Origin of the sequence: Mesorhizobium shonense, assembly GCF_040545255.1 — a bacterium.
Classification (GTDB): domain Bacteria; phylum Pseudomonadota; class Alphaproteobacteria; order Rhizobiales; family Rhizobiaceae; genus Mesorhizobium; species Mesorhizobium shonense.
In genome coordinates this window covers 123062-136876 of sequence record NZ_JBEPLM010000016.1, presented here as the reverse complement: position 1 = coordinate 136876, position 13815 = coordinate 123062, and the positions used below count along the sequence as shown (strand labels likewise).

Annotated in this window: 15 protein-coding genes and 1 other RNA gene; 6 read left to right on the top strand and 10 right to left on the bottom strand. The window is 62.8% G+C overall.

Features of this window, described 5'->3' with window-relative positions; all coding sequences use genetic code 11:
• Positions 1-139 precede the first annotated feature (139 nt).
• From ABID26_RS30120 to ssrS, 4 genes are all read right to left on the bottom strand, one after another.
• The gene (locus ABID26_RS30120) at positions 140-907 is read right to left on the bottom strand and encodes a TerC family protein (protein WP_126097418.1); all 768 of its coding nucleotides are present in this window, start codon (positions 905-907) and stop codon (positions 140-142) included.
• Between the two features lie 176 nt (positions 908-1083).
• Positions 1084-1908, bottom strand: coding sequence for a TIGR00282 family metallophosphoesterase (locus ABID26_RS30115; RefSeq protein WP_126097417.1), 825 nt, complete (start codon positions 1906-1908; stop codon positions 1084-1086).
• Between the two features lie 78 nt (positions 1909-1986).
• Entirely contained in the window at positions 1987-2574 is a 588-nt protein-coding gene (locus ABID26_RS30110; protein WP_126097416.1) for a 5-formyltetrahydrofolate cyclo-ligase, read from the bottom strand.
• 139 nt (positions 2575-2713) lie between these two features.
• Positions 2714-2867, bottom strand: a non-coding RNA gene (gene ssrS / locus ABID26_RS30105) — 6S RNA.
• A gap of 138 nt (positions 2868-3005) precedes the next feature.
• Here ssrS and ABID26_RS30100 point away from each other — a divergent pair.
• The 6 genes from ABID26_RS30100 (at position 3006) to msrB (ending at position 7034) form a co-directional block, all read left to right on the top strand.
• Positions 3006-3845: an AAA family ATPase gene (locus tag ABID26_RS30100; protein WP_126097415.1), complete on the top strand. Its 840-nt coding sequence runs from the start codon at positions 3006-3008 to the stop codon at positions 3843-3845.
• 90 nt (positions 3846-3935) lie between these two features.
• Entirely contained in the window at positions 3936-4382 is a 447-nt protein-coding gene (locus ABID26_RS30095; RefSeq protein WP_126097414.1) for a GNAT family N-acetyltransferase, read from the top strand.
• Positions 4383-4444: 62 nt separating this feature from the next.
• Complete coding sequence (locus ABID26_RS30090) at positions 4445-4639, top strand: type II toxin-antitoxin system HicA family toxin (protein WP_126097413.1); 195 nt, start codon at positions 4445-4447, stop codon at positions 4637-4639.
• A gap of 10 nt (positions 4640-4649) precedes the next feature.
• Positions 4650-5054 (top strand): type II toxin-antitoxin system HicB family antitoxin, encoded by a 405-nt coding sequence (locus ABID26_RS30085; RefSeq protein ID WP_126097412.1) that lies wholly within the window; start codon positions 4650-4652, stop codon positions 5052-5054.
• 8 nt (positions 5055-5062) lie between these two features.
• Positions 5063-6253: a vWA domain-containing protein gene (locus tag ABID26_RS30080; protein WP_126097411.1), complete on the top strand. Its 1191-nt coding sequence runs from the start codon at positions 5063-5065 to the stop codon at positions 6251-6253.
• Between the two features lie 376 nt (positions 6254-6629).
• Complete coding sequence (msrB, locus tag ABID26_RS30075; protein WP_027166759.1) at positions 6630-7034, top strand: peptide-methionine (R)-S-oxide reductase MsrB; 405 nt, start codon at positions 6630-6632, stop codon at positions 7032-7034.
• Between the two features lie 73 nt (positions 7035-7107).
• On the opposite strand, the gene ABID26_RS30070 is transcribed toward msrB, so the two are convergent.
• The 6 genes from ABID26_RS30070 to ABID26_RS30045 all read right to left on the bottom strand — a co-directional run bounded on the left by ABID26_RS30070 (position 7108) and on the right by ABID26_RS30045 (position 13803).
• Positions 7108-7407, bottom strand: coding sequence for a hypothetical protein (locus ABID26_RS30070; RefSeq protein ID WP_126097410.1), 300 nt, complete (start codon positions 7405-7407; stop codon positions 7108-7110).
• Between the two features lie 7 nt (positions 7408-7414).
• On the bottom strand, positions 7415-7855 hold the full coding sequence (locus tag ABID26_RS30065) for a hypothetical protein (protein ID WP_126097409.1): 441 nt from the start codon (positions 7853-7855) through the stop codon (positions 7415-7417).
• A 22-nt stretch (positions 7856-7877) separates the two neighbouring features.
• The gene (locus ABID26_RS30060) at positions 7878-8138 is read right to left on the bottom strand and encodes a DUF2312 domain-containing protein (RefSeq protein WP_067001689.1); all 261 of its coding nucleotides are present in this window, start codon (positions 8136-8138) and stop codon (positions 7878-7880) included.
• A gap of 332 nt (positions 8139-8470) precedes the next feature.
• Positions 8471-11929, bottom strand: a complete 3459-nt coding sequence (pyc, locus tag ABID26_RS30055; protein WP_126097408.1) for a pyruvate carboxylase — start codon at positions 11927-11929, stop codon at positions 8471-8473.
• Between the two features lie 269 nt (positions 11930-12198).
• The gene (locus tag ABID26_RS30050) at positions 12199-13317 is read right to left on the bottom strand and encodes a branched-chain amino acid ABC transporter substrate-binding protein (protein ID WP_126097407.1); all 1119 of its coding nucleotides are present in this window, start codon (positions 13315-13317) and stop codon (positions 12199-12201) included.
• 138 nt (positions 13318-13455) lie between these two features.
• Positions 13456-13803, bottom strand: a complete 348-nt coding sequence (locus tag ABID26_RS30045) for a DUF6867 family protein (protein WP_126097406.1) — start codon at positions 13801-13803, stop codon at positions 13456-13458.
• Positions 13804-13815: the final 12 nt, after the last annotated feature.

Genomic DNA, 13815 nt, shown 5'->3' with positions numbered 1-13815 from the left:
CACGGCCTGTCCGAAAGGACGACCAGGATCCACTCGGTCTCCTTCCCACTTCAACCATACACCAGAACCAACACACAGGATTCTAGGGTCTGCGCTGCGTCGCTTCGCTCCGCCCTAGAATGACGAAGGTGTGCCAGCCTCAATGCCCGACGCCGGACCTCTGCTTCTTGCGGTGCCGCGCCAGCATGTTGAGCCCCTCGACCAGCGCCGAAAAACCCATGGCGGCGTAGATGTAGCCCTTGGGCACGTGGTAGCCCATGCCGTCGGCGATCAGCGTCATGCCGATCATCAGCAGGAAGCCGAGCGCCAGCATGACGATTGTCGGATTCTTGGCGATGAAATCGGCGAGCGGCGTCGCCGCCAGCATCATCGCGCTCACTGCCACGATCACCGCGATATACATGATGGCGATCTCGTCGGTCATGCCGACGGCGGTGATGATGGAATCGATCGAGAAGACGAGGTCGAGCAGCAGGATCTGGAAGATCGCGCCGGCAAGGCTCATCTGCAGCGTGCCGCCCACCATCGTGTCTTGATGGTCCTGGGGATCGACCGTGTGATGGATTTCCTTGGTCGCCTTCCAGACCAGGAACAGGCCGCCGGCGATCAGGATCAGGTCGCGCCAGGAAAAGCCATGCCCGAATGCCGTGAACACCGGTGCCGTCAGTTGCACGATGATCGAGACGGTGGCGAGCAACACCAGCCGCATGACAAGCGCCGCCGAGATGCCGAGCCTACGGGCGCGGGCCCGCTGAGCTTCCGGCAGCTTATTGGTCAGGATCGAGATGAAGATCAGGTTGTCGATGCCGAGCACGACCTCCAGCACCACCAGCGTCAGCAGCGCGACCCACGCGGTCGGATCGGAAACGAAGGCAAAGTGCGGCGCCAGGAATTCGACAAGCTGCATGGAGGTCGTCCCCTCTACGATCCAAAGCATGTCGCCCGAAAGTGCGGCGCGGTTTTGGGATCACGACATGCTCAACCAACAAAATCAAAAGCGCGTCGCATAAGATCAGGTCGAAGGCGGCGCGCTTTTGAAGCAGTTTCGAAGCCAGTTAGGTGCTGGCCCCGCTCATATCAATGTCACGACCAGAAGGACGGCGCCGTTTCCTCCAGCCGCGGCCCGCGACGAAACGGCGCGATCTTCTCGGCGAGCCCGGTTCGGTCGGAAATCTCGACGCCGATGCCGCACAATGTCGCTGGTCCGCTCGCCGCCTCGAAGCGGCCTTTCGGCACTTTCGACAGGAAGCGGTTGAGCGGTTCTTCCTTGTCCATGCCGAGCGAGGAATCGTAGTCGCCGCACATGCCGGCGTCCGAGATATAGGCGGTGCCGCCGTTGAGGATCTGGTGATCGGCGGTCGGCTGGTGCGTGTGGGTGCCGACCACCAGGCTGGCGCGACCGTCGACGAAATGCGCGAAGCACATTTTTTCAGAGGTCGCCTCGGCGTGGAAATCGATCACCGCCGCATCCGCCTGCTCGCCGAGCGGACAGGCGGCAAGCTCGCGCTCGCCGGCCTGGAACGGATCGTCGAGCTCGGGATGCATGAAGACGCGGCCCATGATGTTGGCGACCAGCACCCGTGCGCCGTTCCTGGCGATGTAGACGCCGGAGCCGCGCCCCGGCGTGCCCTTGGGAAAATTGGACGGGCGCAGGAAGCGCTCCTCGCGCGGCGCGAAGATCAACGCGTCGCGCTGGTCCCAGACATGGTTGCCGGTGGTGACGACATCCGCGCCCGAAGCGAGCGTCTCGCGAAAGATCTCCTCGGTGATGCCGAAGCCGCCGGCGGCGTTCTCGCCATTGACGATGACGAAGTCGAGCCTGAAGTCGGAAATCAGCCCGGGCAGCTGTTCCCACACCGCCGTGCGTCCAGTTTTTCCAACCATGTCGCCGAGGAAGAGAAGTCTCATACGATCCTGCGCCGAAAGTCCGCCAAGCAAAAGCTGCATGACTTCCCGCAAAAGATCATGCGTTTCTCAACCGCTTTTCTACAATTGCGGCGTGAACCGGCGCAACCCGCTCTCGGTGAGTATTTCCGAGATGATCACGTCGTGGTTCTCATCCGGCACCTGGGCCACTTCCTGGCAATCGAAGGCGATGCCGATCAGCCTGGGCGTCAGCCCCTTGTCGGCCAGCCTGGCGATCGCCCGGTCGTAATAGCCGGCGCCGTAGCCGATGCGGTGGCCGCGCGCGTCGAAGGCGGCGAGCGGTATCAGCATGAGCGAAGGGTCGAGCACTTCGGCCTCGTCATGCGGCCCGACCGTGCCGAAGCCCATCTCGACCATCGGCGCGCCGCGCACCAGCTCGCGGAACACGATGGTGGTCTTGTCGAGGATCGCCGGCAGGCAGAGCCTGGCGCCCTTTTCGCGCAGCGCGAACATCAGCGGCCGCACGTCGACCTCCGAGCGCATCGGCCAGAAACCGGAGACGATCTGCCCCGGCTCGACGGCGATCTGGTCGCGCGCCGTCTCGGCCATTTCGAGCGCGATCTCCACCCGCCAGAATTCGTCGAGCGCGTCCCGGCGCGCCAGAGCGTCCTTGCGAAGCTGTTTTTTCAGGTCTTTTGATGGGGTCATGCGCAGACGCTAGAAAAGGACAGATTTGGATGGAGTTTTAGGAGCGACGTTTTGGAGGAGCGGAGCGAACTTTTCGTTCGTGAGCACCGCACAAAACGGCGCGACGACAAAATCCGCCAAATATGGCCTTTTCGATCGGTGGCGATCCACACAACCGGTGGAGGGTCGATCCCGGGTGCCTACAAAGTAGGTGGGCACCGTGTGAGAAAACCCACGGGTCTTCCCAGGGACAGCTCCCTAAGGATCGATAAGGCCCCGGGGATAAGTTCTCCTGCCGGGAAGCGCAGACCGCCATTGCCAATATAGGCCGACGGTTGGCCGAGCGCCAGAGAAACGAAGGGCGAGAAACGAAGGCGGAAACGAGCGGCCGTTAAAGCTTGCGCGCATCCGCAGGGCTCCTTACGGTCCCCGCCTCACGGACAGGAGAAAAAATGCGTTTCGAAGGCACCGCGGCCTATGTCGCCGACAAGGATCTGATGGTGGCGGTCAATGCCGCGATCGCTTTGGAGCGGCCCTTGCTGGTCAAGGGCGAGCCCGGCACCGGCAAGACCGAGCTCGCCCGCCAGGTGGCGGCAACGCTTGGGCTCGATTTCATCGAATGGAACGTCAAGTCGACCACCAGGGCGCAACAGGGCCTCTACGAATATGACGCCGTCTCGCGGCTGCGCGACAGCCAGCTCGGCGACGACCGCTTCAACGACATCGCCAACTACATCAAGCGCGGCAAGTTGTGGGACGCATTCGCGGCGCAAAAGAAAGTCGTGCTTCTGATCGACGAGATCGACAAGGCCGACATCGAATTCCCCAACGACCTCCTGCAGGAGCTCGATCGGATGGAATTTTTCGTCTATGAGACCGGCGAGACCATCCGCGCCGCCTTCAGGCCGATCGTCATCATCACCTCGAACAACGAGAAGGAGCTGCCGGACGCTTTTCTGCGCCGCTGCTTCTTCCACTATATCCGCTTTCCCGACATCGAGACGCTGCACCGGATCGTCGACGTGCACTATCCCGGCATCAAGCAGAACCTGGTGCGCGCCGCCCTTACCCAGTTCTACGAGATCCGCGAGGTGCCGGGCTTGAAGAAGAAGCCCTCGACCTCCGAAGCGCTCGACTGGATCCGACTGCTTGTCGCCGACGACATCGCGCCCGAGGATCTGCGTGCCGACCCCAAGAACGCGCTGCCGAAGCTGCACGGTGCGCTGTTGAAGAACGAGCAGGACGTGCATCTGTTCGAACGGCTGGCCTTCATGGCGAGACGACAGGGATAAGGCGACAGCAATAGCGCTTTCCCCGGTTGTGGACCGTTGCCGCCGGGCGATGACTCCCGCAGCTTCGGGCCAAAAGCATTGGAGGAAGAAATGACCGAGATCACCGTCCGTCCGCTCGCGCAGTCCGATAACGCCGAATGGCGGCGGCTATGGACCGCCTATCTCACCTTCTACGAAACCAAGCTGCCGGACGAGGTCTACGACGTCACTTGGAAACGCCTGTTCACGCCTGGCGAGTTCGAGCCTAAGGGTTTTATCGCCACGCTCGACGGCAAGGCCGTGGGCCTGACCCATTATCTCTACCACCGCTCCTGCTGGTCGGAGAAAAACAACTGCTATCTGCAGGACCTGTTCGCCGATCCCGAGATGCGCGGCAAAGGCATTGGTGCAGCGCTGATCGAGGCGGTGCGGCAGGAGGCCGGCAAGATCGGCGTGAAGAACGTCTACTGGATGACCCACGAGACCAACGCCACCGCGCGCCGGCTCTACGACCACGTCGCGCGCCGCACGGGCTTCATCGAGTACGATCTGCTATAGCATAGGTCAACGGTTGAAATGGCCAAAATTGCGCAATATATTGCGCACAATTGGGAGGCGCGATGCCGCTGATAGAGACCAATACGCGCAAGATTGTCGCGAGACTCTTGCGCGAAGGTTGGTCGAATGTCGGTGGCGGCAAACATGAAAAGTATGAGCATCCGGAAAGGCCGGACGTTATGATCATCGTGCCTCGGCATCGCGAACAGTCTCCTGGTGTGGCGCGGTCGATCGCTCGACTTGCCGGATGGATTTGAGGACGAGCACATGACGCACTATGTCGGAATTCTAGACGGCGCCGACGATGTCTGGGGCGTACGGGTGCCCGATCTTCCCGGCTGCCACGGCGGCGGGGCAAATCCCGAGGAAGCAATCGCCGACGCGACTTCGGCCGTGCGCGAATGGGCTGAAGCCCGGACAGCAAAGCAGTTATCTATGCCTGCCCCGCGTACAATGACGGAATTGCTGAGGTCCGGCGAAATCGACAGTACCGCAGGCGAATCCGCGGTGATGATCCCCGTGCTGATCGATTCGGGGCGACCGGTCCGAGCCAATCTATCACTCGACGCTGGTTTGTTGGCGGCGATCGACGAAGAAGCGAGCCGCCGAGGCCTGACGCGCTCGGCCTTCATTGCAAGTGCCGCGCGAGAAAAGATCGAGGGGCACAGATAACAGCCCAGATGTTCATCCCCTTCTTCCTCGAACTGAAAGCCGCGCGGATTCCCGTTTCGCTCAGGGAATACCTGTCGCTGCTGGAAGGCCTGGAAGCGGGGCTGGTCGACTATGACGTCGAGGGTTTTTATTACCTCGCGCGCTCGGCCCTGGTGAAGGACGAGCGCCACATCGACCGCTTCGACCAGGTCTTTTCCCATGTCTTCAAGGGCATCGAGGCGCTCGCCGGACCGGACGCCGTCGATGTCGCCAACATCCCTGAGGAATGGCTTCGCCGTTTGGCGGAAAAGCACCTGACCGACGAGGAGAAGAAACTGATCGAGGCGCTTGGCGGTTTCGACAGACTGATGGAGACGCTGAAGAAGCGGCTGGAGGAGCAGAAGGGTCGGCACCAGGGCGGCTCGAAATGGATCGGCACCGGCGGCACCTCGCCCTTCGGCGCCTATGGCTACAATCCGGAAGGCGTGCGTATCGGCCAGCATGAAAGCCGCCATCGCCGCGCGGTGAAGGTGTGGGACAAGCGCGAGTTCAAAAATTTCGACGACGCGGTCGAACTCGGCACCCGCAACATCAAGGTGGCGCTGAAGCGGCTGCGGCGCTGGGTGCGCGAGGGCGCGGAGGAGGAATTCGACCTGCCCGGCACAATCCATGCGACCGCCGAGCATGGCTATCTCGATGTCAAAACGCGCCCCGAGCGCCGCAACGCGGTGAAGCTCTTGATGTTCTTCGATGTCGGCGGCTCGATGGACGATCACATCAAAAGCGTCGAGGAACTGTTCTCGGCCGCCCGCGCCGAATTCCGCCAGCTCGAATATTTCTACTTCCACAACTGCCTTTATGAGCGCGTCTGGAAGGACAACCGAAGGCGACTTGCCGAGACGATCCCGACCTTCGATCTCATCCACAAATACGGCCCGGACTACAAGGCGATCGTGGTCGGCGACGCCTCGATGAGCCCTTACGAGATCGCGCATCCCGGCGGCTCGGTCGAGCACTGGAATCCGGAGGCCGGCAGCGTCTGGCTCGGGCGGCTGTTGCAGCAATGGCCGAACGCGGTGTGGCTGAACCCGGAGGCCGAGAAGAACTGGCGTTACACCCACTCGATCGCCATGATCAGCGACATCTTCGGCGGCCGCATGTTCCCGTTGACATTGGCCGGGCTCGAGGCCGCGACGAAGCAGCTTTCGCGGAAACATTGAGCATCTACGCAATCGCCAAGGTCAGCGCTGCCCCTCATCGCCCTGCCGGGCACTTCTCCCCGTATAGTGACGGGGAGAAGGGGCTGGCCGCAACCTCGGCGCCTTTCTTGCAACGCTCGTGATTAGCGAAGCCGGCGATGAGAGCGCCCCTCTCCCCGTCACTATACGGGGAGAGGATGCCGGTCCACCCTCCGCAGCTGCTGCGGAGGACGGGCAGGCAGGTGAGGGGCAGCGCCAACGGCAATAAGGGGCTGAAGCGAAACCAGCGGCAACTGCCTTGTCAGTCCCGGCACTGGGCATGCGTGTAACAAACACCTATCTTCGTGCGAACATAGGCTGCCAACCAACAACGAGCCGCCAAGGCCGAGGAGATTTCATGGACACCCACGCATACCCCGTCACTCGCACCGATGCCGAGTGGCGCGCCCGGCTGACGCCGGAGCAGTATGCCGTCATGCGCAATCACGGCACCGAGCGTCCCGGCAGCTGCGCCCTGCTCTATGAGAAGCGCGCCGGCACCTTCTTCTGCGTCGGCTGCGACCAGCCTTTGTTCGAATCCAAGCTGAAATTCGAGAGCGGTACCGGCTGGCCGAGCTTCAACGACCCGGTCCCAGGGTCGATCGAAACCACCGTCGATCGCAGTTACGGCATGGTCCGCACCGAATGCCATTGCGCGCGCTGCGGCAGTCATCTCGGCCATGTCTTCGAGGACGGCCCGCCACCGACCGGCTTGCGCTACTGCATCAACGGCGTGGCGCTGCGGTTCGAGCCGGCGGCCTGACCGGTAACCCCGTCATGGCTTCGGAAAGGGCGGCTCCGGCCGCCCTTTTTGTCTGCGCGGCACCGAGCGCCGGTCAGGCAATGACCGTCGCAATCAGCCAGAGCGCCGAGCCCAACATCATCATCGATGCCTTGGCGCCGCCTGTCTTCTCCGCCGTTCGCCAGACGGCGAGGGCGACGAAGATGTTGTAGGGCACCGGCAGGAGATGCACCGTAAGAACCAGCCAGAGCGGCAGCTTCAACCCGAGCAGTGTCAGCGCCAGACCCGACGAGGCGATGTTGATCGCCGTGCCGACAAGCACCATGTCGCGCCAGAACAGCCGGTCGAGCGGCTGTTTGCCTTGCCAGCGCGAGCGAAAGAAGCCGGCCAGCATCTGTGGTCTACTCCTGCCTCAGGACTTCAATTACCGCGCGTTCGAAACGCGAGCATTCCGTCACCAGCCAGTCGGCCATGGCTGGCCAATTGTCCTCGGCAAAGCAGTTGACCCGCCACTGCGAGTTGATGCCGAGATTTTGCGCGCTCTGCTCCGGCCTGAGCTTCAGCCGCGCCTCGATCGCCGGCTGGAACGGCTTCAGCCGCGTCCAGACTTGCGTTGCGCCGAGCTTCTCGTTGCGGCCGAAGAAGACGCCGACCACGTTCTCGCTGGGCGCGACATACATCGAAAGTACCAGGCCGAATTCGGGCAGCCCGCGCTGCCAGAACCAGGGCCCGCGCCGCGCCAGGCGGGGCCGTTCTTGCGGATGCCGTTCGGCGAACAGCGCCCAGAAGCCGCGATGGCGGAACTCCGAGGCCCGGCGGCCGCCGAAGTCGAACTCACTCATGGCCGGCCCCCGGCCATGAGACTTACACCATGCCGAGCGCGGCCTTGTACAGATCGAGGATGGACTCCTCCTCCTGGCGCTCGGCTTGGTCCTTCTTGCGCAGCCGCACGATGGTGCGGATCGCCTTGGTGTCGAAGCCAGTGCCCTTGGCCTCGCCATAGACGTCCTTGATGTCGTCGGAAATCGTCTTCTTTTCTTCCTCGAGCCGCTCGATGCGCTCGATGATGGCGCGCAGCTGGCCGGCGGCTACAGTCTGGCTGGTCTCGGTGATCTCGTCGGCCATTTTTCTCTCCGCGTTTTTTGGCGCCATGGCGATTCCCGCCCGGCTAAATTGGAGCCGGTTCGATGCCCGAGCAGGCGCGGCGGGTCAAGACATTATCGATGCGGCATGAAGGGTTACCCACGCCCCGAGGTGTGTTGAGATTCAGGTCAGGCCGGGCCGAGAATGGTGGATTCCGAGAACCGGCCTACGCCGGCCGTAGCCTTCATAGAGCGGAGACACTTATGAGGGCTTCGGCCGGCGAAGGCCGGAGCGGAGCGTACTTGAAGTACGTGAGCACCGGAAGCGCAGGAAGCCTCCATTCGCAGGCTGGCCTCACCTGAATATCAGCACACCTACCCAAAAGCGATCAGCAGATCTTTCGCATCGATCTGGTCGCCGGCCTTGACCAGCACTTCGGCGACCACGCCGTCGCGCTCGGCGTGCAGCGCGGTCTCCATCTTCATCGCCTCGATCGAGAGCAGCACGTCGCCCGCCTTGACCGCCTGGCCGGCGGCGACGGCAAGCGCGGAAACCACGCCCGGCATCGGCGCGCCGATATGCGCCTCGTTGCCCGGCTCCGCCTTGCGCCGCGCCTTGGCGGCCGAGGCGCCATGCGCGCGGTCCGGCACCTTCACGCGGCGCGGCTGGCCGTTGAGCTCGAAGAAGACGGTGACCATGCCCTTTTCATCGACATCGCCGAACGCCTGGCAGCGCACGACGAGCGTCTTGCCCTTCTCGATGTCGACGAAAATCTCGTCTTCCGACTTCATGCCGTAGAAATAGGTCGGCGTCGGCAGCACGCTGACCGGACCGTAGGTTTCCTGCGCGGCGGCGAAGTCGGTGAAGACCTTCGGATACATCAGCCAGGAGGCGAATTCGAACTCCGTGAGCTTGCGCTCGAGCTTCTCCTCGATCTCCTTGCGGCTGGCCTTGAGGTTTGCCGGCTTGAGCAGCGAGCCCGGCCTCACGGTAATCGGCTTCTCGCCTTTCAATGCCTTCTTCTGCAGCGCTTGCGGCCAGCCGCCGGGCGACTGGCCGAGATCGCCGCGCAGCATTGAGACGACCGAATCCGGGAAGGCGATATCCTTTGCCGGGTTCTCGACATCGGCGACGGTGAGGTCCTGGCTGATCATCATCAGCGCCATGTCGCCGACCACCTTGGACGACGGCGTCACCTTGACGATGTCGCCGAACATCAGGTTGACGTCGTGATAGGCCTGCGCCACCTCGTGCCAGCGCGTTTCGAGCCCCAGCGAACGCGCCTGCTCCTTGAGATTGGTGAACTGTCCGCCCGGCATCTCGTGCAGGTAAACTTCCGAGGCCGGTCCCTTGAGGTCGCTTTCGAAGGCGGCGTACTGGTTGCGCACCGCTTCCCAGTAGAAGGAGATGTGGCGGATCCATTGCGGATCGAGGCCGGGGTCGCGCTCGGTGCCCTTCAGCGCCTCGACGATCGAGCCGAGGCATGGCTGCGAGGTGTTGCCCGATAAGGAATCCATCGCCGCGTCGATGGCGTCGACGCCGGTCTCGACCGCTGCCAGCACCGTCGCCGCCGAGAGGCCGGAGGTGTCGTGCGTGTGGAAATGGATCGGGAGGTCGGTCTCTTCGCGCAGCGCCTTGAACAGCACTCGCGCCGCCGACGGCTTCAACAGGCCGGCCATGTCCTTGACGGCGATGATATGCGCGCCGGTCGCTTCCAGCTCCTTCGCCAGCCCGACATAGTATTTGAGGTCGTATTTGGCGCGTGCCGGATCGAGGATGTCGCCGGTGTAACACATCGCCGCTTCGATCAGCTTGCCCTCGGCGCCCACCGCGTCCATGGCGACGCGCATGTTCTCGACCCAGTTCAGGCAGTCGAAGACGCGGAACAGGTCGACGCCGCCGGCGGCCGCCTGTTTGACGAAATGCTGCACGACATTGTCGGGATAGTTGGTGTAGCCGACGCCGTTGGCGCCGCGCAGCAGCATCTGCAGCAGAAGGTTGGGCGCGGCCTCGCGCACCCGTGACAGACGCTCCCACGGATCCTCGGTGAGGAAGCGCATGGCGACGTCGAAGGTGGCCCCGCCCCAGCATTCCAGCGACAAGAGCTGCGGCAGCGCCCGCGCATAGGTGCCGGCGATGCCGGCAATGTCATAGGTGCGCATGCGGGTGGCGAGCAGCGACTGGTGGCCGTCGCGCATCGTCGTGTCGGTGACCAGCACCTGGTTCTGCTCGCGCATCCAGGCGGCGAACTTCTGAGGCCCGAGCGCGTCGAGCCGCTGCTTGCTGCCATCCGGCACCTTGCCGTTGAGATAGGGCACGACGGGTGCGGCGGCATCGGCCTTGGGCATCGGCCGTCCGCGCGTCTCCGGATGGCCGTTGACGCTGACATCGGCCAGATAATTGAGCAGCTTGGTGGCGCGGTCCTGCCGCTTCACCTGCTGGAACAGTTCCGGCGTCGTGTCGATGAACTTGGTGGTGTAGGAATTATCGGCGAAGCTTGGGTGATTGATGATCGCTTCGAGGAAGGTGAGGTTGGTGGCGACGCCGCGGATGCGGAATTCGCGCAGCGCCCGGTTCATGCGGGCGATCGTCTCGGCCGGCGTCGGCGCCCAGGCCGTCACCTTTTCCAGCAGCGGATCGTAGAAGCGGGTGATGACCGCGCCCGAATAGGCGGTGCCGCCGTCGAGGCGGATGCCGAAGCCGGTGGCGCCGCGATAGGCGGTGATGCGGCCGTAGTCCGGGATGAAATTGTGCTCCGGGTCCTCGGTGGTGATGCGGCACTGCAGCGCGTGGCCATTGAGCCTGATGTCCTTCTGCGCCGGCACGCCCGATTCCGGCGTGCCGATGGCGAAGCCGTCGAGGATGTGGATCTGCGCCTTCACGATGTCGATGCCGGTCACCATTTCGGTGACCGTGTGTTCGACCTGGATGCGCGGATTGACCTCGATGAAATAGAACTTGCCGGTATCGGCGTCCTGCAGGAACTCGACCGTGCCGGCGCCGATATAGCTTGTCTCGCGCGCGATCTTCAGCGCATAGCCGCAGAGTTCCTGGCGCAATTCCTCGCTGAGATACGGCGCCGGCGCGCGTTCGACGACCTTCTGGTTGCGGCGCTGGATCGAGCAGTCGCGCTCGAACAGATGCACGGCATTGCCATGTGTGTCGCCCAGCACCTGCACCTCGACATGGCGGGCCCGCTCGATCAGCTTTTCGAGATAGACCTCGTCCTTGCCGAAGGCGGCCTTGGCCTCGCGCTTGCCTTCCATCACCTCGCGGGCGAGGTCGGCCTCCGCGCGGATGGCGCGCATGCCGCGGCCGCCGCCGCCCCACGAGGCCTTCAGCATCACCGGATAGCCTATTTTCGCGGCGAGCTTCTTCACCTCCTCCATGTCGTCGGGCAGCGGATCGGTGGCCGGCACGACCGGCACGCCGACCTCGATCGCCAGGTTGCGCGCGGCGACCTTGTTGCCGAGCCGGCGCATCGTCTCCGGCTTCGGCCCGATGAAGGTGATGCCGGCGGCAGTGCAGGCCTCGGCGAATTCCGGGCTTTCCGACAACAGGCCGTAGCCGGGATGGATCGCATCGGCGCCCGACAATCTGGCGACGCGCATCACTTCGTCGATCGAGAGATAGCTTTCGATCGGTCCCATGTCCTTGTTGAGGTGCGGCCCCCGCCCGACCTGGTAGCTTTCGTCGGCCTTGAAGCGGTGCAGCGAATATTTGTCCTCTTCCGCCCAGATCGCCACGGTTTTGAGGCCCAGTTCATTGGCCGCGCGAAAGACGCGGATGGCGATTTCGGACCGGTTGGCGACGAGGATCTTCGTGATTGCCAAGGACTGGGCTCCAGCAGCGGAAGGTAAGATGAACGGGCAATGATTAGCGTGAAAATGCTGCAGCGCAAACAAAATCGCGCGACACTTAAACCGATTTAAATCGTTTGTTTGCGCCAAAACCCTCGCTGTCGTCCCGCAGGCGGTTCAGGAATGATTTTTCAGATTGTCCTAATTGCGGAACGCTTGGTCGGCTGGACGCTAGCGTACGCAAACAAAAATGCCCGGCGCTAAGCGCCGGGCATCCGAAAAGTCGGCTTGTGTTTGCCGGCTTATTTCTCGAAGTAGCTGTACTTGCCGTCTTCGCCCTTCTTCCACTCGTAGACGACATAGTCCGGACGGGTGATGTCGCCCTTGGAGTCGTAGCCGATCTCGCCGATGGCCGTCTTCCACGGGCCGCCCGACTTGATCGTGTCGGCCACCTTCTGCGCATCGTCGGCCGAACCGACCTTGGCGATGGCCTGAGTGATGATCTGGATGGCGGCATAGGAGTAGAGCGTGTAGGCTTCCGGCTCGAAGCCGGCGGCGCGGAACTTCTCCACCACTTCCTTGGCGGCCGGATTCTTGCGCGGATCCGGAGCGAAGGTGTTGAGCGTGCCGGCAACGGCGTCGCCGGCGATCGAGGCCAGCTCGTTGGAGACGATGCCGTCGCCCGAGAACAGCGGCGCCTTCAGGCCCTGGTCGGCCGACTGGCGGATGATCAGGCCGGCTTCGGTGTGCAGGCCGCCCCAGTAGATCAGCGTGACGCCGTTTTCCTTCATCTTGGCGATGAGGGCGGAGAAGTCCTTGTCGCCGACGTTCACGCCTTCATACATCACTTCCTTGGTGCCGTTGGCGTTCAGGTTCTTCTTGGTCTCGTCGGCAAGGCCCTGGCCGTAAGGCGTCTTGTCGTGGATGATGGCGATCTTGGCGTCCTTGAAGTTCTTGGCGATGTAGTCGCCGGCCACCTTGCCCTGCTGGTCGTCGCGACCGCAGGTACGGAAGGTGTTCCACAGGCCGCGCTCGGTGAGCTTCGGATTGGTCGCGGCCGGCGTCATGACGAGGATGCCGTTCTCGGCATAGACTTCCGACGCAGGAATGGTCACGCCTGAGTTGAAGTGGCCGTCGACGAACTTGACGCCGTCGGCGACGAACTTGTTGGCGACCGAGATGCCCTGCTTGGGGTCGGAGACGTCGTCGCCGATCTCAAGCTTGAGCTGCTGGCCATTGATGCCGCCCGCCGCGTTGATATCGGCGACCGCCTGCTCCGCGCCCTTCTGCAGCTGCGCGCCGAAGGCGGCGTTCGGACCGGTGATCGGACCGGCGACGCCAATCAGGATGTCGGCCCACGCGCTGCCGCTGAACGCGATGAACGCGGTCAGCGCCACGGCGGACAAAAGTGATTTTTTCATTGAAACGCTCCCATTTACGGAGTGGGCGTGGATGATACCTTCATGCGATGCCCACCCTTATCGCAGAAAGCATAGAATGCCGATTTTCAGGCACTTGTCACGCCGATTCATTCCCCTGAACGACGTTAATCATGAACGTCAACCTTTCGGTTTCCAGCTCAATAAGGAAGCTCTTTCGTAGAGCCAGTTATACTGTGTGACCATCTGGTTGGTGCGCGTGTATTGATAGCCGAGGAAGCCCAGTATCATCAGCACAATGGTGTCGACGATATAGTAGTGTAGCGAGAACATCGTGCCATCGAACAAGGCATGATGGATGAACCTGACGCCGATGCCGAGGCCCAGCATGTAGAGGAATAGCCGGGTGTGGCTGCCCCAGGTCTGGGCCACGGCTTTGCCGGTCATCCACGCTGCGCCGCCGCCAAGCAGCCAGGTGACGAACAGGAACTGCCAGATCGAGGCTTCTTCGTAGAGTACGCCTTGCATGTTGAAGCCCCT

Excerpts from the sequence above, each read along its gene's own strand:
- ABID26_RS30120 (WP_126097418.1), bottom strand. The coding sequence starts at position 907 with ATGCAGCTTGTCGAATTCCTGGCGCCGCACTTTGCCTTCGTTTCCGAT.
- ABID26_RS30115 (WP_126097417.1), bottom strand. The coding sequence starts at position 1,908 with ATGAGACTTCTCTTCCTCGGCGACATGGTTGGAAAAACTGGACGCACG.
- ABID26_RS30110 (WP_126097416.1), bottom strand. The coding sequence starts at position 2,574 with ATGACCCCATCAAAAGACCTGAAAAAACAGCTTCGCAAGGACGCTCTG.
- ABID26_RS30100 (WP_126097415.1), top strand. The coding sequence starts at position 3,006 with ATGCGTTTCGAAGGCACCGCGGCCTATGTCGCCGACAAGGATCTGATG.
- ABID26_RS30095 (WP_126097414.1), top strand. The coding sequence starts at position 3,936 with ATGACCGAGATCACCGTCCGTCCGCTCGCGCAGTCCGATAACGCCGAA.
- ABID26_RS30090 (WP_126097413.1), top strand. The coding sequence starts at position 4,445 with ATGCCGCTGATAGAGACCAATACGCGCAAGATTGTCGCGAGACTCTTG.
- ABID26_RS30085 (WP_126097412.1), top strand. The coding sequence starts at position 4,650 with ATGACGCACTATGTCGGAATTCTAGACGGCGCCGACGATGTCTGGGGC.
- ABID26_RS30080 (WP_126097411.1), top strand. The coding sequence starts at position 5,063 with ATGTTCATCCCCTTCTTCCTCGAACTGAAAGCCGCGCGGATTCCCGTT.
- msrB (WP_027166759.1), top strand. The coding sequence starts at position 6,630 with ATGGACACCCACGCATACCCCGTCACTCGCACCGATGCCGAGTGGCGC.
- ABID26_RS30070 (WP_126097410.1), bottom strand. The coding sequence starts at position 7,407 with ATGCTGGCCGGCTTCTTTCGCTCGCGCTGGCAAGGCAAACAGCCGCTC.
- ABID26_RS30065 (WP_126097409.1), bottom strand. The coding sequence starts at position 7,855 with ATGAGTGAGTTCGACTTCGGCGGCCGCCGGGCCTCGGAGTTCCGCCAT.
- ABID26_RS30060 (WP_067001689.1), bottom strand. The coding sequence starts at position 8,138 with ATGGCCGACGAGATCACCGAGACCAGCCAGACTGTAGCCGCCGGCCAG.
- ABID26_RS30050 (WP_126097407.1), bottom strand. The coding sequence starts at position 13,317 with ATGAAAAAATCACTTTTGTCCGCCGTGGCGCTGACCGCGTTCATCGCG.
- ABID26_RS30045 (WP_126097406.1), bottom strand. The coding sequence starts at position 13,803 with ATGCAAGGCGTACTCTACGAAGAAGCCTCGATCTGGCAGTTCCTGTTC.